The organism is Bacillus sp. AFS002410, from assembly GCF_002556365.1.
In the GTDB taxonomy this organism is placed as follows: domain Bacteria; phylum Bacillota; class Bacilli; order Bacillales; family Bacillaceae_G; genus Gottfriedia.
Map to the genome: position 1 here is coordinate 354,795 of NZ_NUEU01000001.1, position 25,385 is coordinate 380,179.

General features: G+C 35.7%; 23 protein-coding genes, 1 tRNA gene and 1 pseudogene. 18 read left to right on the forward strand and 7 right to left on the reverse strand.

Annotated features, from left to right (window positions below):
* Positions 1-157: 157 nt before the first annotated feature.
* From CN692_RS01620 to CN692_RS01630, 3 genes are all read right to left on the reverse strand, one after another.
* Entirely contained in the window at positions 158-586 is a 429-nt protein-coding gene (locus CN692_RS01620; RefSeq protein ID WP_098117257.1) for a GNAT family N-acetyltransferase, read from the reverse strand.
* Positions 583-1,098 carry a YjcG family protein gene (locus CN692_RS01625; protein ID WP_098117258.1) on the reverse strand — a complete coding sequence of 172 codons (516 nt, stop codon included), beginning with the start codon at positions 1,096-1,098 and terminating at the stop codon, positions 583-585. Before CN692_RS01625 ends, CN692_RS01620 begins: the two co-directional genes overlap by 4 nt.
* A 113-nt stretch (positions 1,099-1,211) precedes the next feature.
* A complete protein-coding gene (locus CN692_RS01630; protein WP_098117259.1) occupies positions 1,212-1,940 on the reverse strand; it encodes an alpha/beta hydrolase in 729 nt (242 codons plus the stop codon).
* Between the two features lie 115 nt (positions 1,941-2,055).
* Here CN692_RS01630 and CN692_RS01635 point away from each other — a divergent pair, with 115 nt between their 5' ends.
* From CN692_RS01635 to CN692_RS01660, 6 genes are all read left to right on the forward strand, one after another.
* Positions 2,056-2,970, forward strand: a complete 915-nt coding sequence (locus CN692_RS01635) for a DMT family transporter (protein ID WP_098117260.1) — start codon at positions 2,056-2,058, stop codon at positions 2,968-2,970.
* Between the two features lie 145 nt (positions 2,971-3,115).
* Positions 3,116-4,429 (forward strand): TrkH family potassium uptake protein, encoded by a 1,314-nt coding sequence (locus tag CN692_RS01640; protein WP_098117261.1) that lies wholly within the window; start codon positions 3,116-3,118, stop codon positions 4,427-4,429.
* Positions 4,430-4,443: 14 nt separating this feature from the next.
* Positions 4,444-5,100 (forward strand): potassium channel family protein, encoded by a 657-nt coding sequence (locus tag CN692_RS01645; protein WP_098117262.1) that lies wholly within the window; start codon positions 4,444-4,446, stop codon positions 5,098-5,100.
* Between the two features lie 101 nt (positions 5,101-5,201).
* Positions 5,202-6,353, forward strand: coding sequence for a DUF6944 family repetitive protein (locus CN692_RS01650; RefSeq protein ID WP_098117263.1), 1,152 nt, complete (start codon positions 5,202-5,204; stop codon positions 6,351-6,353).
* Between the two features lie 271 nt (positions 6,354-6,624).
* Complete coding sequence (locus CN692_RS01655) at positions 6,625-6,819, forward strand: hypothetical protein (RefSeq protein ID WP_098117264.1); 195 nt, start codon at positions 6,625-6,627, stop codon at positions 6,817-6,819.
* A gap of 125 nt (positions 6,820-6,944) precedes the next feature.
* Positions 6,945-7,017 (forward strand) — tRNA-Val (locus CN692_RS01660).
* Positions 7,018-7,145: 128 nt separating this feature from the next.
* Here CN692_RS01660 and CN692_RS01665 read toward each other — a convergent pair.
* Positions 7,146-7,316, reverse strand: a complete 171-nt coding sequence (locus CN692_RS01665; protein ID WP_257143952.1) for a tyrosine-type recombinase/integrase — start codon at positions 7,314-7,316, stop codon at positions 7,146-7,148.
* Positions 7,317-7,613: 297 nt separating this feature from the next.
* On the opposite strand from CN692_RS01665, the gene CN692_RS01670 reads away from it, so the two are divergent.
* Positions 7,614-7,895, forward strand: a complete 282-nt coding sequence (locus CN692_RS01670; RefSeq protein WP_098117265.1) for a DUF2625 family protein — start codon at positions 7,614-7,616, stop codon at positions 7,893-7,895.
* Between the two features lie 531 nt (positions 7,896-8,426).
* Here the strand turns inward: CN692_RS01670 and CN692_RS01675 are convergent.
* Positions 8,427-9,656 (reverse strand): MerR family transcriptional regulator, encoded by a 1,230-nt coding sequence (locus CN692_RS01675; RefSeq protein WP_098117266.1) that lies wholly within the window; start codon positions 9,654-9,656, stop codon positions 8,427-8,429.
* A 186-nt stretch (positions 9,657-9,842) separates the two neighbouring features.
* Here CN692_RS01675 and CN692_RS01680 point away from each other — a divergent pair, with 186 nt between their 5' ends.
* From CN692_RS01680 to CN692_RS01710, 7 genes are all read left to right on the forward strand, one after another.
* The gene (locus CN692_RS01680) at positions 9,843-11,129 is read left to right on the forward strand and encodes an NAD(P)/FAD-dependent oxidoreductase (protein WP_098117267.1); all 1,287 of its coding nucleotides are present in this window, start codon (positions 9,843-9,845) and stop codon (positions 11,127-11,129) included.
* 13 nt (positions 11,130-11,142) lie between these two features.
* On the forward strand, positions 11,143-12,615 hold the full coding sequence (locus tag CN692_RS01685) for an aldehyde dehydrogenase family protein (RefSeq protein WP_098117268.1): 1,473 nt from the start codon (positions 11,143-11,145) through the stop codon (positions 12,613-12,615).
* A 45-nt stretch (positions 12,616-12,660) separates the two neighbouring features.
* Positions 12,661-14,076 (forward strand): MATE family efflux transporter, encoded by a 1,416-nt coding sequence (locus CN692_RS01690; protein WP_098117269.1) that lies wholly within the window; start codon positions 12,661-12,663, stop codon positions 14,074-14,076.
* A gap of 47 nt (positions 14,077-14,123) precedes the next feature.
* A complete protein-coding gene (locus tag CN692_RS01695) occupies positions 14,124-14,405 on the forward strand; it encodes a cupin domain-containing protein (RefSeq protein ID WP_098117270.1) in 282 nt (93 codons plus the stop codon).
* A gap of 186 nt (positions 14,406-14,591) precedes the next feature.
* Complete coding sequence (locus CN692_RS01700; protein ID WP_098117271.1) at positions 14,592-16,052, forward strand: CoA-acylating methylmalonate-semialdehyde dehydrogenase; 1,461 nt, start codon at positions 14,592-14,594, stop codon at positions 16,050-16,052.
* A gap of 28 nt (positions 16,053-16,080) precedes the next feature.
* The gene (locus tag CN692_RS01705) at positions 16,081-17,436 is read left to right on the forward strand and encodes an aspartate aminotransferase family protein (RefSeq protein ID WP_179874353.1); all 1,356 of its coding nucleotides are present in this window, start codon (positions 16,081-16,083) and stop codon (positions 17,434-17,436) included.
* 100 nt (positions 17,437-17,536) lie between these two features.
* Positions 17,537-19,156 (forward strand): amidohydrolase, encoded by a 1,620-nt coding sequence (locus CN692_RS01710; protein ID WP_098117273.1) that lies wholly within the window; start codon positions 17,537-17,539, stop codon positions 19,154-19,156.
* A 238-nt stretch (positions 19,157-19,394) separates the two neighbouring features.
* Here the strand turns inward: CN692_RS01710 and CN692_RS26520 are convergent.
* A pseudogene (locus CN692_RS26520) lies at positions 19,395-19,490 on the reverse strand (DNA repair protein RadC); the annotation flags it as partial.
* Positions 19,491-19,682: 192 nt separating this feature from the next.
* Here CN692_RS26520 and CN692_RS01720 point away from each other — a divergent pair.
* Complete coding sequence (locus CN692_RS01720; RefSeq protein ID WP_098117274.1) at positions 19,683-20,105, forward strand: LCP family protein; 423 nt, start codon at positions 19,683-19,685, stop codon at positions 20,103-20,105.
* Between the two features lie 111 nt (positions 20,106-20,216).
* Positions 20,217-20,396, forward strand: a complete 180-nt coding sequence (locus CN692_RS01725) for a hypothetical protein (RefSeq protein ID WP_098117275.1) — start codon at positions 20,217-20,219, stop codon at positions 20,394-20,396.
* A gap of 352 nt (positions 20,397-20,748) precedes the next feature.
* On the opposite strand, the gene CN692_RS01730 is transcribed toward CN692_RS01725, so the two are convergent.
* A complete protein-coding gene (locus CN692_RS01730; protein WP_098117276.1) occupies positions 20,749-22,314 on the reverse strand; it encodes a sigma-54 interaction domain-containing protein in 1,566 nt (521 codons plus the stop codon).
* 228 nt (positions 22,315-22,542) lie between these two features.
* On the opposite strand from CN692_RS01730, the gene CN692_RS01735 reads away from it, so the two are divergent.
* Entirely contained in the window at positions 22,543-23,529 is a 987-nt protein-coding gene (locus tag CN692_RS01735) for a proline dehydrogenase family protein (RefSeq protein WP_098117277.1), read from the forward strand.
* Positions 23,530-24,907: 1,378 nt separating this feature from the next.
* On the forward strand, positions 24,908-25,081 hold the full coding sequence (locus tag CN692_RS25960) for a hypothetical protein (protein WP_179865677.1): 174 nt from the start codon (positions 24,908-24,910) through the stop codon (positions 25,079-25,081).
* Positions 25,082-25,385: the final 304 nt, after the last annotated feature.

The window sequence follows — 25,385 nt, forward strand, 5'->3', positions numbered from 1 at the left end:
GAAGGTAGGGAAGAGGTTCAAAGAAAAGAAATTAATAGACTTCCTTCCACTATTTTTCTTATTTTTCGTATCCTTTTAATGTCGATAAATGTTCATTATTCCAGCTATTTCCAAAAAAAAGATCGAAGCTCTATAAGAACTCCGATCTTTTACCAGCTTATAATTTTAGATTCATTTCAACGTGTGGAATACCAGCTTCAAAAAATATTTCGGAAGTGATCGCGTAACCTAATTTTTCATAAAAAGGAATTGCAGATTCTTGTGCGTGAAGAACTAATTGGCTCAAGCCTTTTTCCTTTGCAGTTTTATGGATTAAGTACATGATTTCATTTCCAATTTTTTTTCCTCGATAGTTTTCTAGAACACAGATTCGTTGCACTTTTCCTGTCGATTCGATTAATCTTAGTCGACCAGCAGCAATCGGTTGTTCTTCATCGTAAGATACGAAGTGAACACATTCAGCGTCTAGTCCATCGAATTCTAGTTCTTTTGAAATTTGTTGTTCTTCTACAAAAACTTCAACTCGAACCTTTAGGGCATCTTGTATTTCCTTTTCTGTTGCTGCAACGATCGTACGGATTGTCATTTATTTGCTCCTAATTTAAATGTTTCATATACTTCCCAAGCACCGTTTTCTAATTGGTAAACTAATTTAAAGCTATCTACTACTTCATTATAACTAAATTGAATCATGCGTAATTGGCCAAGAATATCTGCAAATTCAGCATCCTGTAATTGCTGACCAATTGTAATATGCGGTACGAATGCATATTCTTTTGTTTCAGGGAACGTACCAGTGTACATTTTTTCATGAAGCTCTTTTAACGCTTCAACAGGTGTAACTTTTAAATAGATGACATTATTAACGGGTGCAAAAGAACTAACTTTATTAATTTCCAATTCAAATGGTTCAATTTGAGTCGCAATTTCATTTAATTGTGAAATAATATTTGGAAGTTGATCTTCATTAATCTCAAATCCACTTCTTAAGGTAACATGAGGAGAAATTAACGTATAAGCTGGATCAAAACGTTTTCTATACTCATTTGCCTTTTCTTGAACGAAATTAGATGGAAAAATAACAACGCCACATTTCATAAAAATTACCTCCTGTTTTCGATACTTTGTATTTTAATTTAAAAAATTAACGGTTTTAAAAACTACTAATTTTAATTATACCAAATTTTTTGAAAATCGATAAGTTTCGCGCATTATTTCGCTAAACTAATTTTTAACAATTCTTCTAACTGCTTTTCCCAATTAGTCCAAGTATGGTCTCCTTCATATTCAGCATAATGTAATTCCACTTGGAAGTTGGCTAAATATTCTTTTAACTGTAATCCACCTTCGACAAAATTAACCCATTGCTTGCTTGGGGTAAAAACATTATCTTCTTGTTGTCCAACAGTTTGAATAATTGAAAGAATCGAGTTTAATTTTGAATTCTTTAAAAACTCGATTACATCATCATTAACAAACGGAGACTGCATAATAATTTGTCCAAATGTATTTGGATATGTAAATGCTGCTTGTAGTGAAACGGTAGCACCTAATGAATCGCCTATTAACGTTCTACTATGTGCTAAACCAAGCAGTGGTAAGTGATCATCTAAATAAGGTAGTAATTCTTCAGCTAAAAAGCGTATATAATTTTTTTGGCCAGGTTGAGATGGATGATATAGCTTAAAACGTTCTTCTGGTGAAGAGTATGGAATTCCAACTACAATTGTAGGTTGGATTGATCCTTCTTTCGTTAATTTTTCGATAACTCTATGTACTTTTCCTAGATTAAAATAATCTTGACCATCTTGTGTAATTAATAAGTGATGTTTTATTAACGGAGTGTACTGGCTTGAATAGTATATTGTAAATGTAACTTCTTTTTGAATGTGTTCACTATATAATGTATGTTCTTCTCTTGTACCATTTGTTTGAATCATAAATGTCTCCTCTTCTTTTCCCTAGGATGATATAATTAGATGTTACTTTATATAAAAAAATTAGAAAAGTAAAAAGTGTTAAACGCTTACAAATTAAGTCATAATGAGGTGAAACATGAGTAAAAAACAACCTAATTCAATGATGCCATTATTAATATTGTCCATTATTGCCATTTCAACTTCAGCTATATTAGCTAAATGGACGAATGCCTCGCCATCTGTTTTAAGCATGTATCGCCTCTGGTTTACATGTATATGGATGCTACCATTTGTACTGAAGCGAAAAAATGAGTTAAAAGCCTTAAAAAAGTCTCATTATAGGTCATTCGCTTTAGGTGGATTAATGTTAGCGATTCATTTTATTTTATGGTACGGTTCATTAGTGTTTACCTCAGTGGCAAGCTCAACCATAATATTAGCTCTTCAGCCACTTGTAGCAATGATTCTTGGTTACTTTGTCTTTAAAGAACGAACTTCCATGCAATCTAAAATATGTATGATTATCGCGATTATTGGTGTATGTCTAATAGGATTCGGTGATATTGGTTTAAGTATGTCAGCTTTTAAAGGTGATATTCTTTCGTTTTTAAGTGTAATTGCTGCAGTGCTCTATTTAATGGTTGGACAAACAACCGTAAAAAATACGTCGCATTGGGTGTATAGTTTTTGGGTATTCGCATTTTCAGCGGCATTTTTAACAATTTATAATATTGTAACAATGGATAATTTCTTTGATTACCAATCAAAAGATTGGATCATCTTTATTGCATCAGCCATTATTCCATCATTAGCTCATATTATTAATAACTATTTATTAAATTACGTAAATGCTACAACGATCTCAATGAGTATACTTGGAGAACCAGTTGGTGCATCTATTTTAGCTGTATTTCTTCTTCACGAAATGCTATCATCATTTCAGTTAATCGGAGGCACAATCGTAATTGTAAGTGTATTCCTGTATTTATATCAACAACAAAAAGAAGTTTCATCGATACAAGTGAAATCGGATAATTCTTCATCAGCATAAAAACGTTAAGATGACTTTCAAATCTTTCTATTGATTTGAAAGTTTTTTTGTTTTTTTACTAAAAATAGGTAGAATAGATAATAACAATTAGTAAAAAATTCCATGAACTTTTATCCCGTAACTTAAAGGAGAAAAAGAGCTACTTATGAAAAAAAAGAAGAAACCAAAAAATCCTCTCCATTACATATTCATTTCCTATATATTAATTACATTTTTATTTTCATTTTTATACTATCTGCCATTTACGAGAATTTCTACAATTAGCTATATTGACAGTTTATTTGTTTCAACTAGTGCGATTAGCGTGACTGGGTTAACAACAGTAAACTTAGTTGAGACATTTAATGTGTGGGGCAAAATATTATTAATGATTCAAATGGAAATTGGTGCGATCGGAATTGTTGTATTTATTAGCTATGGATTTATGATCCTTGGTATTCGGATTACAATTTCAAATTTATTAGTCGTATCAAAAGATCAAAATCAAAGTAGTATAAAGTCAATTAGACGATTAAGTTTGTCGGTTTTATTTACATCATTAATTTTTCAATTTATAGGTGGTTTATTTTTTTATAGTCAATTTAGGGATAAATATGACACCGTATTTGAAACATTATTAGTTACAGCATTTCATTCAATTGCAAGCTTTACAAACACGGGCTTTGATTTATTTGGCAATAGTTTAATCTCATTTCAAAAAAATAATCTAGTCTTAATTGTAACAGCGGCACTAATTTTTATAGGTGGATTAGGCTATCCAACTATAATGGAATACGTCTATAAATATAATAAGAAAAAATCTTTATTTACGAGAATCAATATGCGACTACATTTTTCGTTTATGATTATAGGAACGATTATTTTTTGGCTTTTAGAAAGAGGGCATGCTTTTAAACATTTAAATTTTTTAGATCAACTAACAAACTCAATGTTTTTATCGGTTACAAGTCGTAATGGAGGGTATGCACCTCTTGATATTGCAGAATTGACATTACCTGCAATATTGATTCTTTTAGTGCTTATGTATATCGGTGGAGCTTCCTCGAGTGCAGCTGGAGGGATACGCTTAACAACAGTTTCGGTGTTAGCAGCAAAAATGTTTGCGGTCATTAAGTCACGAGACGATACGATTATATTTAGAACAAGTGTAAAGAAAGAAGTAGTTGACCGTGCATTTGTTATAGCGATGAGTTTTATCATTTTGATCACAGTTGCAACAATCATAATTTCTATTTTTGAACCGTTTCAATTAGATTTGATTTTACTAGAAGTAATTTCAGCAATTACGAATACCGGACTATCATTAGGAATTACAACAAATATACATAGCATATCGAAAATAATATTAATTCTACTTATGTTTATTGGTAGAATTGGGATTTTCACGCTGATTTATTTCGTACTTCGAGTAGATAACCAAAAGTTAAGATATGTTGAAAAAGATTTAGCAGTTGGGTAAGGAGGAGAGTTTAAATGCCAAAGCAATACTTAGTAATTGGTGCTGGTCGATTTGGTCGAGGGATTGTAAAAGAATTAGATCGATTAGGTCATGAAGTTGTGGTATGTGATAAAGAAAAAAAGACATTAGATCAATTAGAGGAGTATACAGAATATGCAGTAATCGGCGACTTGCGTGAGGAGTCCATTCTAGAAGATTTAAGTGTAAGTCAATTTGATGCAGTATTTGTTGCGATTGGAACGGATTCCTTAGCCTCTATTTTAATCACGAGACGATTGAAAGAGAGGAAGGTAAAAAGAATTATTTGTAAAGCTAATAATCGTGAAGTTGGCGGTATTTTAGAAAGCATTGGCGCGGACTTAGTCATTTATCCTGAAGAGGAAGCAGGGCATAAAGCAGCACGAATGGAAGCGATGAGCGGAATCATTGAGTACATCGAAATTACAAAAAATGTTGCAGGTGTAGAAACGGTCATCCCAGAAAAACTAGTCGGTAAAACATTAAGAGAAATGAGCTTTTCTGTGAAGTATGGTATAACAGTTGTACTAATCATCCGTGATGGCGAGCCAATGGTATCCCAAATCGGTGACGTTGTTTTTCAAACTGGCGATTTAATTTTTATTGTAGGAGAAAAGACAAAAATTGAATTATTTAAGAAGAAAGTTGGGTAGATGCATTTCGGGCTTAATTATATTTACCTATTTGGAACGTTTAAACGCCTTAGCTGAATATACTAATCCTAAATGACTAATCAAGGATTGGTGTTTCTATAATGAGCCAAGTGATGGAGGTTATTGGTTCATGGGTGAATGCAATTGGAACAATCAGTTCAGCAATAAGTAGTACACCCATGAGAGGATTAAAAGGAGAAAACCGAAAAAGATGGGAAGATATAAGTTTTCATCTAGATTTTGGTGGGAATACCTTTCAAGCAATCGGAAATATCATAGAAGCTTTCTTAGGTGAGTCTAGTGTATTAGAAGATGCAGGGGAAATTATCCAAGCTTCAGGTAATGTCACCGTATTATTTAGTTTATTAGCTGCAGAAGCAGAAGAAGAAAAAGAAGAAGAAGCAAAAAATCCAGACCGAGCGATAAAATTAAATATAACAGGGAATGCACAACAAGCATTTGGTGGATTAATAGCAGCTCTAGAAGAAGTAAGTGAAGAAGATTTTGATGTGTCAGGTTTCATGGGAAACTTTTTACAAGCAATCGGAAATACATTACAAGTATTGGGTGGATTAGTAGAGTTAGAAATAGAGGATTTAAAAGACTATTTAGAAGAAACTGGGCAAGTAGAAGAACCTAGCGATTTATCAGATGGAGTCATATTTGACGTACTTCATGATTATCCAGGAAGTGCTCACCAGCCCGAGGGTAGTGAACTTTCCGACGGAATTATATTTGATGAAGTTCAAGAATATCAGGGTAGATTATCAGAAGCTGATAATAATCAGAAAACAATAGTAAAAACAAATGAAGAAATTTTAAGTGAAATAGAAATGCTTTTTGGTAGAATACCAGATTACGAACCGATTGAAGTACCGGATGAACCGATTTCAAGTCAACCGGAAGTACCCAGTGATTTAGCAGATGGCGTAATTTTTGATGTACTTCAACAATATGAAGAAGAAACTGAAACAAATCCATTAGTTAAGGAATACGAAGAGCTAGCATTACTACTAAAGTATAGCGGCAGCTGGATTCAAGCTGGCGGTTCAATCATATCCGTCTATTCTGAGCAAAAAGAGTTACTAAAAGTGAAATCTGAACAAAATGAGGAAGAAAAACAGGCATTAGAAAGTAAGAAGAATATTAAAAGAACTAGAAATAGTAAGAAAAAAATGTCCGAAACTCCAACAGAATCAAAGGAAAACAAAAATACAACTTCTGATTACTCGGTGTTCAGGAAAAAGAGCTAACAAAATAAGCGTTCGTGTTAATGTTAGTTCTAGATACATAGAATTGATTTGAGATAATAAAAAGGTACTACGGAAACTCTAAAATTAAAAGAATTAAACGTTTTTATAATAATGAAGATGATCACTGTATTAGCTACTAAGATAGATAATAATTAACGATTACAAAATTATTTTGATTACATAATAGGCAAACTGGCAAATATTAATAGTAAAAGAGTGTTTAATTCTAACACTAAGGAATATTAATATTTAACTAACAGGAGAGAGGCCTATGAAAAACAGAATGATGAAAATCGTTAAAAACTATCATGTGCAAACAGTTGTCTTTGGAATTGGTGTCCTACTATTATTCTTAACAATTGTAATTGGTAGCATTCTCTTAAGTAATATCCCAAGTGACCACGATATGAGATGGAAAGATTTAATGCACACAATTAGTAACTTAGAAGCAAAATCGAATAGATGAATGGCTGATTAAATCTATTCAATAGCATTTATATTCAGAATTTATTGTTAAAAATTGGTTGAAGTGAACGAGGTAAAACAGTATAATAGAGTTTAACATAGTGATTTAATCTCACTATATATTACGATTCCATAGCTCAGCTGGGAGAGCACTACCTTGACAGGGTAGGGGTCGCTGGTTCAAGTCCAGTTGGGATCATACGAATTAGAAGGCTCAAACCTAGGTGTATCAAGGGTTTGGACTTTTTCTTTGTTTTCAGTTACTTCCAAATTTTGTAATGAATATTATTCATTGCACCAAAACTGCACAGACATTTCACATACTTACTAATTTAAAAATTTCACATCAAATCGATCAGCTGTTATTTTCTGCATTTCTTCATTTGAATGAGAGTAAATACCAAGAGTTGTTTCAACTCTTGAATGTCCCAATCTTTCACTCACAATTTTAGGATTCTCTCCCATTCTCATTAAAATTGTCGCATGAGTGTGGCGCAAATTATCCCTTTGTGGTTTAACTACCGAACCTTAATAAATATGTTTGGATATAAAACCGAACTTATATATTAATCTACTAGATTTATAAGTACCAGTTGTTCCAACTTAAATTTCTTGAACGATTTTCTAGCTTCTCACCGGACACAGGTAGTTTGAAGAATTCGTGATTAAAGAGCAAAAGACTAGGATATTCCACTAGTCTTTTTTATATTACACTTTTTAAACAGTTATATTTGATAGTAAAAAAGACCAATGTTTTAATGATATACGATATAATAGTCTTACAAAAATGAATTTTTGTTTTATTTAAAAGATTCACTACTAGTTGCTGATGATGCAGTCGGCGGTTTTTTTGCTCTAAATGGTGGGGCATTTGATGGTGAAACAGGCAATATCTTTTATTTAGCTCCAGACACGTTAGAATGGGAAGATTTAGGGATGGGTTATGCAGAATTTATAAACTGGTCATTAAGTGGAAATATAATGGGGTTTTATGAGAGTTTTCGCTGGAATAGTTGGAAAGAAGAAGTTAGTCTTATTTCAGGAGACAAAGGTATATTAATTTATCCATATTTATGAGCTGAAGGGGAAGAGTTGAACAATCGTTCAAAAAGTGGGGTTCCAATTATCGAATTGTGGGGACTCAACCAAGATAACAGGCTTAAATTAGGTATTTCGTAAATGGGGAAAGGTCACTGTGATGAATTCTGATTACTTTGGCTTTTTATTTTGCTGAATCCACTTCTGCAATGGTTTTAATTTCATATTTACTAGAAAAATTGAAGTAGAAAACTACCTATTAAACTGTAAGGCAAAAAATGGAATGAAGCATTCTGTAAGCAGATCATGTCAGTATCGCCGATCTCTCCGTGCACATGACGATCATTGATGGTGAAATCGTCTATCAAGCAGGATAGTTATCGAAAGTGGGGTTAGAAGCCGGTGGTTTTCACTTACCTATAATTTACTTAAGTAATAGCAAATAGATTAAATTGAAAATGGTAGCGCGGGTGCTTATCCTGCGCTACCATTTTTTTAGATTAGACAAGAAAAGGGGAGCTGTCTCATCAGTGAACTAGCCTATTTTTCATACAGACTCTTTTTTGTTTTCTATTTTTTACTAGCGAAATACATTAACATGTGGAATTTTTCGTCTTTTTTATGATAATCAAAAAAAGGACCTGGATCTGTACAGTAACCGATATTTTCACTATGCATGGTTTGAAATTCGTTGACTGATAAATTTTCTTCCAAGTATTTTGGATACAAAATACGATCGTGGGAATTTGGATATAAAGTTGAAATATTTTTCAAGGATTTAGCTGAGCTATCATAATACGAGTACCCACCAACAATTGTTGAACTGCTATGGAAACAGTTTTTTAGAACATGAATTGGGAACTTCGGATTGAGCAGTGAAAAATCAGCAACTGTAAAACTATCTACAAAAACATCGATGCAAAGCGGTTTCAATGGCAGATTTAAATCAGAATTAAGAATATAAAGGACGTTTAGCTTCGGATTTATACGCTCAATTCTTTTTCTGACCTTCTTGAGCATCGCAAGCGAATAACCACAGAATACATAGGATGCACTCGTTTCGAGAACATCGATATATTTGGGGAGTGACACAAAAACGTCGACATTTGTTTCCACAATTAATTTGTTTTTCAATTCTATATTTTGCAGAACTTTTTGAAACCAAAAATTACTTTTTTCAAATAAATTAATCATTTTGGGATTAATCTCTTTAATCGTTTCTTTATCGTAAAAATATGATGGATAAGGAGACGTCTCGTACAAGTTCGAGGTTATGATAATACCTTCCTCGATAGCTGCCTCGTATCCACAGGTACAAGTTAAACTCCCCGTTTGAATGTAGATTTTTTTAATCGTTACGTCTTCCATTTCAAGTGGAATGTGGCACTTCGGACAATAGAGTAGATTTACAAAGGAAAGTGGGACCCCTGTATAATTCTCTTCTTTGAATGAAGGTGAGCTAGTTTGAACTGCTTTTTCAATCAATTGGATAGCTTTTGATATGTCTTCTTTTTTCTCGGTCAGCTGGTTCTTTTTATCCATGAGCAAATTGTTGTAGTAGTCGATATCCTCATGGTCCAAGAAGTTTGTGACACGTTGATAAGATAAAATTTGTTGAATTTCTATCAGTGAAAAATGAAACTTTTTCAGCTCAGTAATAAAAGCCATGTCGTCGAGACACAATTGGTTCATTTGATACTGGGTGTTTTTTTTGTCTGCTATTAATAATCCCAGTTCAATGTAATAGCGAACGGTATCAGTCGTAACATGAAAAAGCTTTGCAAATGTACCAATTTTCATAGAGGCCCTCCTATTGAAGAAAGTGGAGTTATTCCACTTTTTTACGAAAATGAATTCAAAAATCTCTCAAATGGCTATTGACTTGGAGGAAGCTTCAAGTTATATGATAGACCCACGAAGTTCGAATAGTCAGAATAATCTTGACGGTATTGTAACATACATGTCACATAAGGAGAAGAACAAGCTATGGATAAGATGGATCGAATGGATACTCTCTCACTGTGGGCAGCGACTGCAAACAGCTATGAAAAAGGGAATTTTCTTGAAGGAAATGAAGAGGCGGATGTGGTCATTATTGGCGCAGGTTTTACAGGTCTTTCTTCTGCTTATCATTTGCAAAAATTGGGGAAGAGTGTCATTGTCCTTGAGCAAGAAACGGTCGGATATGGTGCCAGCGGTCGTAATGGCGGGATGGTATTGCCTGGCTATAAGCCAACAATGCAGGAGCTTGCCAAAAAGTACGGTGCCGACGAGGCGAGACAACTCAATGATCTCTCCCTGCTTAGCGTTGAACTGGTTAAAAACATCATTGACGAGCATCAAATCAACTGTGACTTTAGAAAGACAGGTCACATTGTGGCGGCTTACAAAGCCAAGCATTTTGAAGCATTGAAACATGAAAGCGAATACTTAAATAAAAATTTCGGATACGAATCAAGCGTGCTTGATCGAAGTCAGTTGCATCAAGAAATCGATTCCACACTTTATTATGGGTGCTTAGTCGACAGCTCGAGTTACTCATTCCAGCCACTGAACTATGCAATTGGTTTGGGAGAAGCAGCTAAATCGATCGGTGCAAAAATCTTTGAGCATTCGAAAGCACTATCTATTGAGTACGGTCGAAACAGTGTAAAAGTTGTAACAGAAAAAGGTGTTGTTACTGGGAAAGACATTATTGTGGCTACTGATGGTTACTCCGGAAAAATCATGAATGAACTGAACAAAGGCGTACTGCCACTTTCGGCACGTATTATTGCTACTGAGCAGCTTCCAGAATCACTTGTGAATACTGTTATTCCTAAAGATCGCATGGTTTTTGATACAAGTAATTTCCTTTACTATTTCAGACGTACACCAGATAATCGAATCGTATTTGGCGGTGGTGATGTTCGTCCAAACTTAGGTGATGCCGTTTATCAAAGTGTTTACGATGCCATGGTTAAAATAATGCCAAAAATGGCAGGAAGCAAGATTGATTTCCAGTGGGGGGGATTCATCGGGGTTACAATCGATACGTTCCCGGTTATCGGCAGATCTAAAGAAGGCGCATATTTCGCAACGGGTTATACGGGCCATGGCGCTTCACTCTCAACATTGTTCGGTAAGTTATTGGCACAATGGATTGTTACGGGGAGTGCAGGTGGATATCGATTTGAAAAGGAACGGCTCAAATCATTCCCGTTCTATAATCAAAAAACGATGCTGGTAAATCTGGCACATATCGGTTTCAAACTTTTCGATATTATTTCATAAAGGAGAGTTGTTTATGAATATTAACATGTTTATTGATGGGAAATGGGTAGAAGCATTATCCGGTGTTAGAAGAAACATTATTAATCCTGCGACCGGAGAGGTGATCGCAACGTCTGCTGATGGATCGGCAAATGATGCGAAGATAGCAATCAAGGCGGCTCGTAAAGCGTTTGACAACGGGGTCTGGTCGAATTTATCAGCTGATGAAAGAGCTGACTATCTCTATAAGATTGCAGATCGTCTTGAAGAGAAGGCAGCTGAAATTGCAAGTTTGGAAACTGCAAATAACGGTAAGGTTATACGTGCAACCACCTATGTAGATATTCCGGTATCGATTCAATGCTTCCGCTATTATGCTGACTTGATTAAAGGCATGAAAATGGAATCTTATACTCGTGCTGATTCTTCGGAAACTATTATTATTCATGAACCGATTGGTGTTTGCGGACTTATTGTACCTTGGAACTTCCCGCTTATGTTAGCTGTTTGGCAAATTGCTCCTGCACTCGCCGCAGGGAATACAGTTGTCCTTAAGCCTGCTGAGGAAACTCCTGTAAGCGCATTCAAATTGTTTGAAGTTATCGAAGAGGTGGGACTTCCGGCTGGAGTAGCAAACTTGGTATTGGGACCTGGATCAAAAGTTGGGAATGAGCTTGCCGAGAGCAATGATGTTGACAAGATTGCTTTTACTGGTGGAACAAAAACAGGCCAAAGCATTATGCACGCAGCTGCGGGCAATATGAAAAAAATCACACTTGAACTGGGTGGTAAATCTCCACTTATTGTGTTCGACGATGTAGATTTTGAAACTGCAGTCGAGAATGCGATGTTTGGTATTTTCCACAATGCCGGGCAAGTTTGTTCAGCAGCATCTCGTTTGCTTGTACAAGAGACCATTTATGATAAGTTTGTTGAAAGATTAGCCGAGCGTTCAAGTAAAATTGTAGTTGGCAACGGGGAAAGCGAGAACGTTGAAATGGGAGCTCTCACAAACGAGTCTCATATGAATAAAGTTTTAAATTACATTAAGAGCGGAATCGAAGAAGGTGCAAAATTAGTTTGTGGTGGTAAGCGCATAACAGAAAGTGGGCTTGATCGAGGATTTTTTATTGAGCCGACAATCTTTGCTGATGTAAAAGCGAATATGGCTATTGTTAAGGAAGAGATTTTTGGTCCAGTCCTTGTTGTACAGAAATTTAAAGATGAGGAAGATGCCATCAAAAAAGCGAATGATTCCATTTATGGATTAGCTGGTGCTGTATTTACTGAAGATATGGACCGAGCAAAACGTGTTATTAGTAAATTGCGTGCGGGAATTACTTGGATTAATAGTTATCATCTTGCTTATGTTGAAGGTCCTTGGGGAGGGTATAAGCAAAGTGGAATCGGCAGAGCGTTAGGGGCTGTTGGGCTGGAGCACTTTATGGAAACGAAGCAAATCAATATCCACCAGCGTGCCAAGCCTGTAGGTTGGTATGCGAATTAATTGGGCTTAACTTGCTACATAAATTATTTTTAGGGGGATATGCTCATGGAAATAGAAGCCAACCGTCTATCATCGAAGATAGAACAACTAGAAGAAATGAATAAGCCAGCGTATGACTCAGTGCTGGGAACCAAAAGTATTCCGTTACTATATTTACGGTTTGCTTTAGCAGGAATCATGGCTAACGCGATTCTAGGAGTTGTAGCGGTTGTCGATGGCTATTTCGTTAGCGGCTTTCAGGAGCTGGAAATCGAAGGGATCGGAATTGGATTTACGGTCATGGTTATTACCCGTATGTTCGGCGTTCTTTTGGGTGTTGGAGCGGGAGCGGTCATTTCACTTCGACTTGGAAAAGGGAAAATCGAAGAAGCTAGAAGTATTATGGGGCAAACCTTATGTTTTACTCTTTTCTTCTCCATTTTACTAGCTGTACTTGGAGTAGTCTTTGAAAATAAAATTATGATCTTATTCGGAGCAAGTGATGAAGTGCTTCCATATGCGGTGCAATATAGCCGCCTGCTATGGATTTCATTGCCATTAACGATATTGGCTGTTGTATTAAGTATTTTAACCAATATCGATGAAAAACCTGTATTATCAATGAACAGTTGGTTAGTCGCAGCAGCTGTTGGTGCGATTACAGAATGGATTATGGTAACGAAGTATGACATGGGAATGATGGGTTCCTCATGGGCCAATACGATTTCGCAATCGATCCCTGTTTTACTAATCTTTTATTTCTGGTTTGGTAAAACAAAACTTAAGCCAAAAATGAAAGATTTGATGATTAATCTCAAGACGATTGGCGAAGTGGCTTGGACGGGTTTTGCATCTTTCTCGAGTCAGTTTATGATGTTTATTGCAATTATTTTCTTCAACAACTTACTGCAAAGCTACGGTGGTGGTCTGCATGTTGCCGCTTTTACGATTCAAAATGGTTATATTACAAATCTGCTCGCCTTAGTAGCGCTCGGAGGGATGACAGGACTTCAACCGATTATTAGTTATAACTACGGTGCGGGCAACCTTGCTCGTGTTAAACAAGCAATTAAGGTGGGACTCATTTTTACGGTTGCCTTCTTTGTGATTTTGACAGCTATACTAATCATTTTTGCAGATCCAATTGTATCATTTTTTTCCGGTGGTAATCCTGAATTGCAGAAACTGGGCATTTGGACGACAGTTGTATTCAATTCTTTATTTACGCTTAATGCAGTCAGCTTGCTTGTCTCCGGTTATTTCGAATCGCAAGAGAGAAACTGGTCCGCTACTTTTATTAGTGTTAGCAAAGTACTGTTGTTTTCGTTCCCATTTCTATTTATTTTCCCGAAATTCTGGGGTGTAGAAGGTATATGGTACGCAGGTCCTGCTGCAGAAATTCCTGGCGTTCTCATTGCCATATATTTTATGAAAAAAGAGTTCAAACGTTTAAAAGATACAAATGTTAAGACAGTACTTTAATGAACATATTCCTTCAAAATTACCTATAAGAAAGAGAGATGATCATCATGTTTTTTGCGAAAAAACTTACAGCAGAAGAAGCGCAACAACTAGGTGTTGACACGTGGGAACCATGGGTAGGTGAACCGGCTAAAGGAACGTGGCATCTAGAAGAACAGGAAGTTTTCTATGTGACAGATGGTGAAGTGTTTATTACTGTTGATGGAGAAAAGTATCATATTACAAAGGACTGGGTCGTTTACTTGGCTAAGGATCTTGTCTGTGAATGGGATTGTCCAGTATTTTTGAAAAAAAATTATAAAATGAACCATGAGATCATTCTGAAATAATGTGAAGTGGACAAATGCTAAGCAGATGACTGCTCCTGCGTATTTAATGGATAAGAAATTCAGAATAGTAAAGCGAAATGTATTGAAATTTAAGTGAATAAATTGACATACCGTCTAATGAATGTGCTTTCTTTTACAGATGTAATAAATACTTAGGGCGGTTATCTTAAAATAGGAGGTTTCCCCATGGTAGAAACGAAAAATGAACAAACTTTGAAAAATTATATTGGCGGAAAATGGATTGAATCCACAAGTAAACAGGTTGCAGATGTACCAAATCCAGCAACAGGGGAGATCATTGCTCGTGTGCCGCTTTCGACTAAAGAAGATTTAGATAGAGCTGTAACAACTGCTAAAGAAGCATTCAAAACATGGAGAAGGGTCGCTGTGCCTCGGCGTGCTCGTATTCTATTTCGCTATCAACAGCTATTGATTGAAAACTGGGAAGAGTTAGCTAAACTAGTTACCCTGGAAAACGGAAAAAGTTATAAAGAAGCTTACGGTGAAGTACAGCGGGGGATTGAATGTGTTGAATTTGCCGCAGGTGCACCCACTTTAATGATGGGAGAGCAACTTCCCGATATTGCTACTGGTGTTGAATCAGGGATGTATCGTTACCCGATCGGAGTAATTGCAGGAATAACGCCATTCAACTTTCCGATGATGGTTCCATGCTGGATGTTTCCACTCGCGATTGCATGCGGAAACACGTTTGTATTAAAACCATCTGAAAGAACACCGCTTCTGGCTAATCGCTTAGCTGAACTGTTTAAAGAAGCAGGTCTTCCACATGGAGTATTAAATGTTGTGCATGGTGCACATGACGTTGTTAATGGCATTCTTGATAATGAGGATGTGAAGGCTGTATCTTTCGTTGGTTCTCAACCTGTGGCTGAGTATATATATAAAACAGCAGCAGCTAACGGCAAACGTGTACAAGCTCTTGCAGGGGCAAAAAATCATTCAATCGTATTAAAAGATGCGGATCTTAGTTCTACAGCGAAAGAAATTACAAATGCTGCCTTCGGTTCAGCCGGTGAACGATGCATGGCGGCGGCTGTTGTTGTCGTGGAAGAAGACGTTGCAGATGAGCTCGTTAATAGACTGCTTCAAGAGGCTAATGTTATTACTATTGGCAATGGCTTGGAAGAAGGTGTTTTCCTTGGTCCCGTTATTCGTGAAGGACATAAAGAGCGGACACTCGGCTACATTCAATCCGGTGTAGAGCAGGGAGCGACACTTATTCGTGACGGACGTGAAGACGGTGCAGCGAACGGGGAAGGTTATTTTGTTGGCCCAACGATTTTTGACAATGTGACACAGGAAATGAAAATCTGGCAGGATGAAATCTTCGCTCCGGTTCTTTCTGTTGTACGCGTAAAAGACTTGTCGGAAGCGATTAAAGTTGCTAATGCATCGCCATTCGCAAATGGTGCATGCCTGTACACCAATAGCGCTAAAGCCATTCGAGAGTTTCGTGAAGAAATTGATGCAGGTATGCTTGGGGTCAATCTTGGAGTTCCTGCTCCAATGGCATTCTTCCCATTCTCAGGTTATAAGAAATCCTTCTATGGCGATCTCCATGCAAATGGAAAAGATGGCGTAGAATTCTATACTCGTAAGAAAATGCTTACGGCTCGTTATTAAAAGAGTTATGAAATCATAAAAGGATAGAATGGGGTTGGTGATTGTGCAAGCGACGGAACAAACACACATTTTGCAAAAAGTAGATGAAAAGTATCTTTGGCATGCTATGAGAGGAGCAGCTCCTAATCCAACGAATTTAATTATCACAAAAGCAGAAGGGGCATGGGTGACAGATATTGATGGAAACCGTTATTTAGACGGTATGTCCGGTCTTTGGTGCGTGAATGTTGGCTATGGTAGAAAAGAGCTTGCAAGAGCGGCTTTTGAACAGCTTGAAGAAATGCCGTACTTCCCTCTGACACAAAGTCATGTTCCTGCCATTAAATTAGCAGAAAAATTGAATGAATGGCTTGGTGACGAATACGTCATTTTCTTTTCTAACAGTGGATCGGAAGCGAATGAAACAGCGTTTAAAATTGCGCGTCAATATCATCAGCAAAAAGGGGATCATGGACGCTATAAGTTTATTTCACGCTATCGCGCTTACCATGGTAATTCTATGGGGGCTCTTGCAGCAACAGGTCAAGCACAACGAAAGTACAAATATGAACCTTTGGGGCAAGGATTTCTGCATGTAGCACCGCCTGATACGTATCGCAATCCAGACGATGTTCATACATTGGCAAGTGCTGATGAAATCGATCGTGTCATGACATGGGAGTTAAGCCAAACAGTAGCTGGCGTGATTATGGAGCCGATTATTACCGGGGGAGGAATTTTAATGCCTCCTGATGGATATATGGCAAAAGTAAAAGGAATTTGCGAGAAACACGGTGCATTGCTAATTTGTGATGAAGTTATATGTGGATTTGGCCGGACAGGGAAGCCGTTTGGATTTATGAACTATGGAGTCAAACCAGATATCGTTACAATGGCAAAAGGTATTACAAGTGCGTATCTTCCTTTGTCAGCAACAGCAGTCAGACGAGAGGTTTATGAGGCATACATAGGCAGTGAAGATTATGATCGCTTTCGCCATGTGAATACGTTCGGAGGAAATCCTGCAGCTTGCGCCTTGGCTTTGAAGAATTTGGAAATTATAGAGAATGAGAAACTCATTGAACGCTCCAAAGAATTGGGTAAACGACTGTTATATGAACTAGAGGATGTAAAAGAGCATCCAAACGTAGGAGATGTTCGCGGAAAAGGCCTTCTTTTAGGTATTGAACTAGTGGAAGATAAGCAAACAAAAGAACCAGCTGCCATTGAAAAGGTGAACAAAGTCATCAATGCTTGTAAAGAAAAAGGTTTAATTATTGGTAAAAATGGTGACACCGTCGCAGGTTACAATAATATTTTGCAGCTTGCTCCTCCATTATGCATCACAGAAGAAGACTTTACTTTCATTGTTAAAACAATAAAAAAATGTTTATCTCAACTTTAACTAATTATTGATAAATCTCGTTAAAAAGTGGAATAGCCTATCGAGAGATATAGCTTTAGATACTGAACTCTAAAAGAGTAATTTCGAAAGGGATGAGTTTATGAAAGCTGATGTTGTATTGATAAATGGAGAAGTTATTACAGTAGACCAAAAGAATACAGTAGTCGAAGCTGTAGCAATAAAAGATAATCGTATCGCAGTTGTTGGTTCAAATCAGGAGGTTAAGAGTTTTATAGGAGAAAAAACAGATGTAATTGACTTACAAGGAAAAACACTTCTTCCTGGATTCATTGATTCTCATATTCACCTCATTTCTTATGGGATGAATCAGTTGGCGGTAAGTTGTAAAGCTGAACATATCGATTCTATCGAGGCCTTGTTAGATGACCTGAAAAAGAAAGCCATAGAAACCCCTAAAGGTGAATGGATACGTGCTTGGGGCTTCAATGAAACCGCTGTGAAGGAAAAGCGTTATCCAACAATCAATGAGTTGGATGAAATTTCAATTGAACACCCCATTATTGTATCCCGTACTTGCGGCCACATAAGTGTGGTGAACAGTAAAGCATTAGAAATTGCGCAAATTAACGAGAACACACCGGATCCTAATGGCGGAATTATTGAAAAGAATCAGGCAGGAAGGCTTACAGGAAAATTAATTGAAGCAGCAAATATGGGTATAAACGAGGTTAATAGTTATACAGAAAGTGAACTGATGAAGGCTGTAAAAATTGCATCAGATCATTTCGTTGCAGCGGGCATAACAAGTATACATGAGGCAGGTGGAAATGGCCCTGAGAGTTACCGTTTACTGCAACAAGCTGTGAAGAGTAAGGATATTCGTGTCCGAATATACGCAATGATATGTCAGTTAAATAACTCCCATGAATTTGTTTATAAAATGCTCGAAGCTGGTGTGGTAACTGGTACCGGAGATGAGAAATTCAAAGTTGGACCAGCTAAATTGTTTACAGATGGAAGTAGCACCGGACCAACAATTGCAACCCGTGAGTCGTACTCCAGTGACTCTAACAATTATGGTATTCTTTATTATAGTGAGGAAGAAATCTACCAGGTTTTAGGTGAAGCACATAAAAAAGGCTATCAAATCACTGTACATGCACAAGGTGATAAAGCCATTGAAATGTATTTAAATTGTGTAGAAAAGGCGTTGGAGGAATCACCAAGAAAAAACCATCGTCACCGGATTGAGCACGCGGGAATTTCTTCACCAGATTTACAAGAGAGAATGAAAAAACTCGAGATGGTTCCTATTCCAAATCCTCCATTTCCATATGAATTCGGAGAGATATATGTCCAACACTATGGTGATCGTGTTAATTACATGTACGCTGTTCGTGATTTTATTGATCGTGGCATAATAGCAGCAGGTGGATCAGACGCGCCAGTTACTGACTATAACCCTTTATTAGGGATTCATGTTGCTGTCAATAGAAAAAGCCAGTCTGGAATGGAGTTTGGTGCTAATCAATCTATAAGAGTAATGGAAGCTATTAAACTATACACCTGGAATGGCGCATATGCGAGTTTTGAAGAAGAGATAAAAGGGAGCATAGAGGTCGGAAAGTTGGCGGATTTAGTTATATTAAATGACAGCATTTTAAGTGTTAACCCAAACCAAATTAAAGATTTAAAAGTAGAAACAACTATTATTGATGGTGAAATTATCTATCAAGAAGAACAATCAATTAAAATTTGATGTATCATAGTTTGCATACCAAGTATGTTGCCAGAAAACCATTTAATGAGTTATGAAGAGGAAGCAGAAAGATTAGATATGAAAGACGGCATAACAGAAGAATTTAATTTTTCATGTGAATATTCCACCAGTGAGGGAGTGGCTACGTTTTACGGGAAAATTTGCGAAGAATATCGTTCAATATCCCCATTCAAGAGCCTCCATCCTATTACCACAACTAGGAAATGTTCACGATCTACTTCAGCAATTTATAAGCATCCTCTGGTGACTTTACTAATCTTTCTTTGTAAAGAAGGCTTGATTCCTTTACTAGTTTAATTGAAACAATGTTAATCCGTTTTGCTGATTGTACTTCTTATATAAATAAGCGCATCTGTTCAACAATCTTTTAGCTCTCCTTTATAAAAAAATAAAAGCCATAACCTATTTAGGGTTATGGCTTATTCATGATAATAAAATGTACATTTTTCCTCTTCAATTAAATTAATTAATCATAAGTGAAACAGTATACTAAGCCAAGAAAAAAATCTATTTTACTAAAGGGGAGCAACACTTTGATGGACAAGAGGCACTTGCATATTCTCGTATGAGAAAACGAGATAAAAAAAATGGTGACTTTGGACGTCAGGAGCGACAAAGGCAGGTTCTTACTGCGATTTTAAAAGAAATCAAATCTCCGAAATCAATTTTAAAAACTGATACATATGCAAAAGAATTCAGTAAAAATATTCGTACAAATATAGGTATGAGAGATGCTCTTTCTTTATATAGTAGTTTACCAAAAGATATTACTACTCATATTGAGCCTTTAAAGTGCGATGGCGAAAATGAAAAAATTAATGGAGTATATTACTATGTGGCGGATCAAAAAAGCGTAGAAGATATTTCATTTGAAATTAGAAATCATCTTGGCTTGAAAGTAGATCAAGTAGGAAAAGCAATTCAATAAGTTTATAAATTTCTCATACTAATGCAACTAACGCATGCATTAGTTGAAGATTACCAGGTGGTTATCCTTCAAACTTTTCTCATAAATAATATAAAAACAAGAGGAATAAAAATGAACCGTAAAATATATATACTTTTAAAAATTGTAATTAATGGTTTATCTATTTTAGTATTTAGTTTGATATCTAAATTATTGGGAATTAGTGAATTTATAGGAGTAATAATTGGAATAGTAGTTTGTGCATTCATTTTGGTAAGATATTTTGAAAAATATGATCCAGATAGTAATTAATACATAATACTTAAGCAACTAACGCATGCAATAGTTGAACAACTTGATCGGCTGTTTAGTCGATTATAATGTCTATTTTCATAAATTTTCTTTAACCATTTTGATACTGGAATTTTCCCTTTAATCTCAGTTTTTTTCCTCTCGCTTAGGAAATCTTTGTTAAAGTATTGAAAAAATTTATTTACAAGCTAAATCCCGAAGAGGAATGTTAATGCGGGTGGTGACAACCACTGGTACTCCCAAAATTAAGGAGCTAAATACCTTTCCTACAAAATAAATAGATGTTATTTGAAAAAAGTGATCGCTAAATTTCTATTGGGCGATCACTTTTTTGGTTAAAAATTACATCTCATTATAAAAGCCCATATTTCTTCATTTTGTTATAAAGTGTCACCCTGGAAACACCAAGCATTTTTGCAGCAGCTGATTTATTCCCATATGTTACTTTTAGGGCATGTATTATTAGTGACTTTTCATCCCCTCCGAGTAATTCTGCTTCTCCGAGAATAGGCGATTGAGACTTTGTGTGTCTTTTAAAAAATTCATTTGGCAATTGTTCAGATTTGATTATATTATCATCTGTAAATATCATTACTCGCTCAATTATATTTCTTAGCTGCCTGATATTGCCGTTCCAAGGAAAATGCATGAATGTTACCATCACTTCCGGAGAAATGACTGGAACCGGTTTCCGGTATTTGATGGAAAACTCTTTTAAAAATAATCGGACAAGTTCAGGAAGGTCTTCCTTTCTGTCTCTGAGGGGTGGGATAGGGATCGTAACCACATTTAACCGATAATATAAATCTTCACGAAATAATCCTTCTTCCACCATTTTCTCCAAATCCCGGTTAGTTGCTGAAAGAATTCGTACATCTATAGGAATAGGTTGGTTTCCGCCAACTCGATAGTATTGTTTCTCCTGCAAGACACGCAGCAATTTTACTTGAAGCTCTAATGGCATTTCCCCAATTTCATCGAGAAATAATGTTCCACCCTTTGCTGTCCCTATTTTTCCTAGCTTCCCTTCTTTTATTGCCCCTGTAAATGCACCTTTTTCATAACCAAATAATTCACTTTCAAAAAGCGCAGAGGGAATGGCCCCGCAGTTAAGATCAACAAATGGCCCTTTTGAACGGGGACTTGCTTTGTGAATAGCCTGTGCAAACAACTCTTTACCAACACCGCTCTCACCAGTAATCACGACGGTTGCATCTGTATGGGCGACCTTCTTGGACAAAGAAATGGAAGTTTTTATCGCCTGGCTTCTTCCTTTAATTTTGTGGAAGGGATCGATAATATCCTTGTTCCCAATCTGATTTTCCAAATCTTGAATATACGCAGTGGTAGTTGTAAGTTCATTATTTAGTTTTACAATTTCTGTAATATCACTTTCAACGGAAATTCCCCCTACCACCTTATCCCTGATGAATATTGGTAAGGTGTTAATTAATACATGGACATCTTCCTGTGGCTGGCTATAATGCCGAATAACCCCTTTTCCTTCCTTCATTGTGGACATTAAAACTACAGAATCCTCTTTAAAGCGATTCGTAATTTTAGAGCCGATCATTTCTTCAGCAGAAGTTTTGTACAAATCTTCTGCCTTAGGATTCCATGCAACAACTTTTCCATCACTGTCAACTATTGTAATGGCATTATCTACGGCACGCAGAAGGGTCTGATAAACACCTGAAAGCTTTTGCCACTCTTGAAAAATAGCATTTATTAATGTAGTGAAGGGGACCCTGCGCACTTGCCTTCCAGCTTCATCAACAAGAACAATATCTTGGTCTAGAACTATTTCTTCAACCTCTGAAAGCAAGGTGTCGACAGAGAATTGTTTTATTTTTTCTGTATGAATCTCTTCATCTAAAGGAAGGGAAATGGACAGAAGTGAAACTTTTTCTTTTAACATATCCAATCACCTTATCACTGTTTAATGGTTTACAAAAGTGTTTATATTTTACACTTCGTTTACACTTTTGTATACATATAGTTTACACAAATTTCGAAAAATCAAGTATAAAGTAGTTTTTTAATTTGGCACAAAAATTGCATTTAAATAAAGCAACAAAGGATTTGAGGACACATCAGAAATATTTTAACTAGATTTAGGTAGCAGGAAAATATGGGAGGAATCAATATGTTATTGAAAGATTTTTTTATGGCCTTGTCACAAAACCAATTTCTTAACAGTGCCGCTAAAAAGTATGGTTTAAAAATGGGGGCGCAAAGTGTTGTAGCTGGTACAAATATTGAAGAAGTAATTAAAAGCATTAAAGAGCTAAATAAACATGAAATCTCATGTACGGTCGATAACTTAGGGGAATTTGTCTTTAAAAAGGAAGAAGCAATCCAGGCTAGAGAACAAATTCTGAAAGTCATCGAAGCCATTCATAAGAATAAAGTAGATGCACATATCTCGTTAAAACCGACTCAATTGGGCTTGGACATTGAGTACTCTTTTTGTTTGAGTAATTTAAAGGAAATTGTTCACCAGGCACATCAATATGGGATTTTTGTTAATATTGATATGGAAGATTATGGACACTTAAAGCCTTCGTTTGATCTTTTAGATGAGCTTTCTTTGGAGTATGATAATGTGGGAACCGTTATCCAGGCATATTTCTATCAGTCACAAGAAAATCTCGAAAAGTATAAAGATTTTCGCCTTCGTATTGTAAAAGGTGCATATAAAGAGCCTGAGGAATATGCGTACCAAGACAAGAAAGACATTGATAAAAACTTTATTAAGTTGATAGAATGGCACTTGTTAAATGGAAAATTCACTTCTATTGCAACACATGACCACAAAATCATCCAACATGTTAAAGATTTTGTAAAAAGAAATAATATTCCGAACGATAAATTTGAAATCCAAATGCTGTACGGCTTCAGAAAAGACCTTCAATTGAAACTAGCAAGTGAAGGCTGCAATTTCTGCACTTATGTGCCATTTGGAAAGGATTGGTACGGTTACTTTATGCGTCGGCTTGCGGAAAGACCACAAAATTTAAACCTTGTAGCAAAACAGGTCTTTAATAAAAAAAACAACACCATGATTGGCTTAGCGGTCGGTGCCTTTACATTAGGAAGATTATCTAAAGTAAACAAGAAAAAACAGAAATAATAAAAAAATAACGCGTTCATAATTTAAAGCGAAGTTGGCTGAATTCACAACAACAAACTTGCATGAATTTCATTGTGATTCCGTCATGTTAAATACGTTTGTTAAATAAATTTAATAGCAATAGCAAACAATTAAAAGAGGATGATCATTAATCGATCATCCTCTATTTCATTATTTGGCAGTTTAATACAATTAGGGGAGTGGTAAAATTCCCCCAAGATTACATCCCATTTTTACTTTTCTAAACTTTCTTTCATAATTTCAATTAATTCCTCTTTACTGATTTGTTTATCAGCTTGAGAATTTAACCATTCTTGCAAATTTTCTGCTGATCCTAAGTGAGAGATGAAGAATAATAATGAAATATATTGTTTGATTAAGGCTCCTATTAATTACTAGAATTCAAGATACAAAATAAAAAATTTGACACAACTGTTTGCTCGTTAATCTTGTAATGAAAGTAGAGATTTTTGGACCAATCATACCCATCATTTCTTTTGAATTAATAGACGTGTTAATAGGTGAAATAAACAAAAATCACTGTTGGCTCAATATTTATTTAAAGAAAATAGTCCAGTATAAGAGCGAATAATTGAAATCGCGTATGCAAGTAGTTGAAACAGTATAAAACACCCTACCACACTTAAATCACTTTAATTGCACAGACTATTTAGAAGCCAAAGAAATAAAAGAATAACAATGAATAAAATTGCAGCGACCGCTTGATTTAGTAGACACTATTGACCGAAAATATTCATTATTACTGTATAAGACTCGTACTCTGTATTTGACAGGGTAGGGGTCGCTGGTTGGCTTCCAGTTGGGATTATACCTAAACCTCTTGTATACCAAGAGGTTTTTTTGTTTTATAACAGTCCTAGATATATAAAGAAACAGTTGTTTGGGGCAGAAACTTAAGTCATGTTGATTAAAGAAAGACCAATAGCATGTCGCTATTGGTCTTTTGTTCCACATTAAGAAAGTATAAATTGGCAACGGTGAGGATCGGTCGACGTAGATGCCAATTTTAGGTATAAGTATAAGTGCAACTACCCCTCTGTCTTCGCCTAAAGGCTCGCCAATCGGCGAGTTTTCTTTATCTAGTCATTTAATGAATAACGCAGTTTCATTTGTGAAGATATCGATGATGCTGAGTTTATTTGTCAATTAACAGGACAGAAGTAATATCATAAAGAGTTTAAGATAGGTAGTTTGTTTTATTTAATATCATACAGGAGTAAGTTACTTCACAATAGCTAATCTATATGTTAGAATTTTCGGAAACATAGATGTGATGATTTTCACCTATGTTAATAGTTTCATTTTGTGAGCCAAAGGGAAAAATAATCTTGATAACTTTGAAAGGGAGGAATGAAGAATGGATGTCAAATTAACATCAAAGGAAGTCATTACTCAGATCAAAAAGTTACATAACGAAGGGAATTCTCTACGTAAAAAAGAGGTAAAACAACATTACCCTGATTTAATGCGGAGTGCTTTGCATTATTACCCAAGTTGGCAACATGCACTAGATGAAAGTAAAATAAGCTAATATATCTAATTTCTAACAGAACAATTGAATGATATAACTCTATTAAGTCATAACTACCAGTTAAAATGGTGGTTATGATTTTTTTTATTCTTCACAAAAAATAAATGATAACCTTCGTTCATCTGGTTCAAACAAATTGTTAATGAATGATTTAAAAACTGCTTTATTCCTTCTTATTTCATCATATTCATTATAAAGTGTAATTTAAATTATTCGTATCAACTATACGATAAGGTAAAACTACATATTTTGTCTCTAATGAGTCTCTCGCTAATTTTCAAGAATATGATTATATCAATAAGAG

Excerpts from the sequence above, each read along its gene's own strand:
- CN692_RS01620 (WP_098117257.1), bottom strand. The coding sequence starts at position 586 with ATGACAATCCGTACGATCGTTGCAGCAACAGAAAAGGAAATACAAGAT.
- CN692_RS01625 (WP_098117258.1), bottom strand. The coding sequence starts at position 1,098 with ATGAAATGTGGCGTTGTTATTTTTCCATCTAATTTCGTTCAAGAAAAG.
- CN692_RS01630 (WP_098117259.1), bottom strand. The coding sequence starts at position 1,940 with ATGATTCAAACAAATGGTACAAGAGAAGAACATACATTATATAGTGAA.
- CN692_RS01635 (WP_098117260.1), top strand. The coding sequence starts at position 2,056 with ATGAGTAAAAAACAACCTAATTCAATGATGCCATTATTAATATTGTCC.
- CN692_RS01640 (WP_098117261.1), top strand. The coding sequence starts at position 3,116 with ATGAAAAAAAAGAAGAAACCAAAAAATCCTCTCCATTACATATTCATT.
- CN692_RS01645 (WP_098117262.1), top strand. The coding sequence starts at position 4,444 with ATGCCAAAGCAATACTTAGTAATTGGTGCTGGTCGATTTGGTCGAGGG.
- CN692_RS01650 (WP_098117263.1), top strand. The coding sequence starts at position 5,202 with ATGAGCCAAGTGATGGAGGTTATTGGTTCATGGGTGAATGCAATTGGA.
- CN692_RS01655 (WP_098117264.1), top strand. The coding sequence starts at position 6,625 with ATGAAAAACAGAATGATGAAAATCGTTAAAAACTATCATGTGCAAACA.
- CN692_RS01675 (WP_098117266.1), bottom strand. The coding sequence starts at position 9,656 with ATGAAAATTGGTACATTTGCAAAGCTTTTTCATGTTACGACTGATACC.
- CN692_RS01680 (WP_098117267.1), top strand. The coding sequence starts at position 9,843 with ATGGATAAGATGGATCGAATGGATACTCTCTCACTGTGGGCAGCGACT.
- CN692_RS01685 (WP_098117268.1), top strand. The coding sequence starts at position 11,143 with ATGAATATTAACATGTTTATTGATGGGAAATGGGTAGAAGCATTATCC.
- CN692_RS01690 (WP_098117269.1), top strand. The coding sequence starts at position 12,661 with ATGGAAATAGAAGCCAACCGTCTATCATCGAAGATAGAACAACTAGAA.
- CN692_RS01695 (WP_098117270.1), top strand. The coding sequence starts at position 14,124 with ATGTTTTTTGCGAAAAAACTTACAGCAGAAGAAGCGCAACAACTAGGT.
- CN692_RS01700 (WP_098117271.1), top strand. The coding sequence starts at position 14,592 with ATGGTAGAAACGAAAAATGAACAAACTTTGAAAAATTATATTGGCGGA.
- CN692_RS01705 (WP_179874353.1), top strand. The coding sequence starts at position 16,081 with ATGGGGTTGGTGATTGTGCAAGCGACGGAACAAACACACATTTTGCAA.
- CN692_RS01710 (WP_098117273.1), top strand. The coding sequence starts at position 17,537 with ATGAAAGCTGATGTTGTATTGATAAATGGAGAAGTTATTACAGTAGAC.
- CN692_RS01725 (WP_098117275.1), top strand. The coding sequence starts at position 20,217 with ATGAACCGTAAAATATATATACTTTTAAAAATTGTAATTAATGGTTTA.
- CN692_RS01730 (WP_098117276.1), bottom strand. The coding sequence starts at position 22,314 with ATGTTAAAAGAAAAAGTTTCACTTCTGTCCATTTCCCTTCCTTTAGAT.
- CN692_RS01735 (WP_098117277.1), top strand. The coding sequence starts at position 22,543 with ATGTTATTGAAAGATTTTTTTATGGCCTTGTCACAAAACCAATTTCTT.
- CN692_RS25960 (WP_179865677.1), top strand. The coding sequence starts at position 24,908 with ATGGATGTCAAATTAACATCAAAGGAAGTCATTACTCAGATCAAAAAG.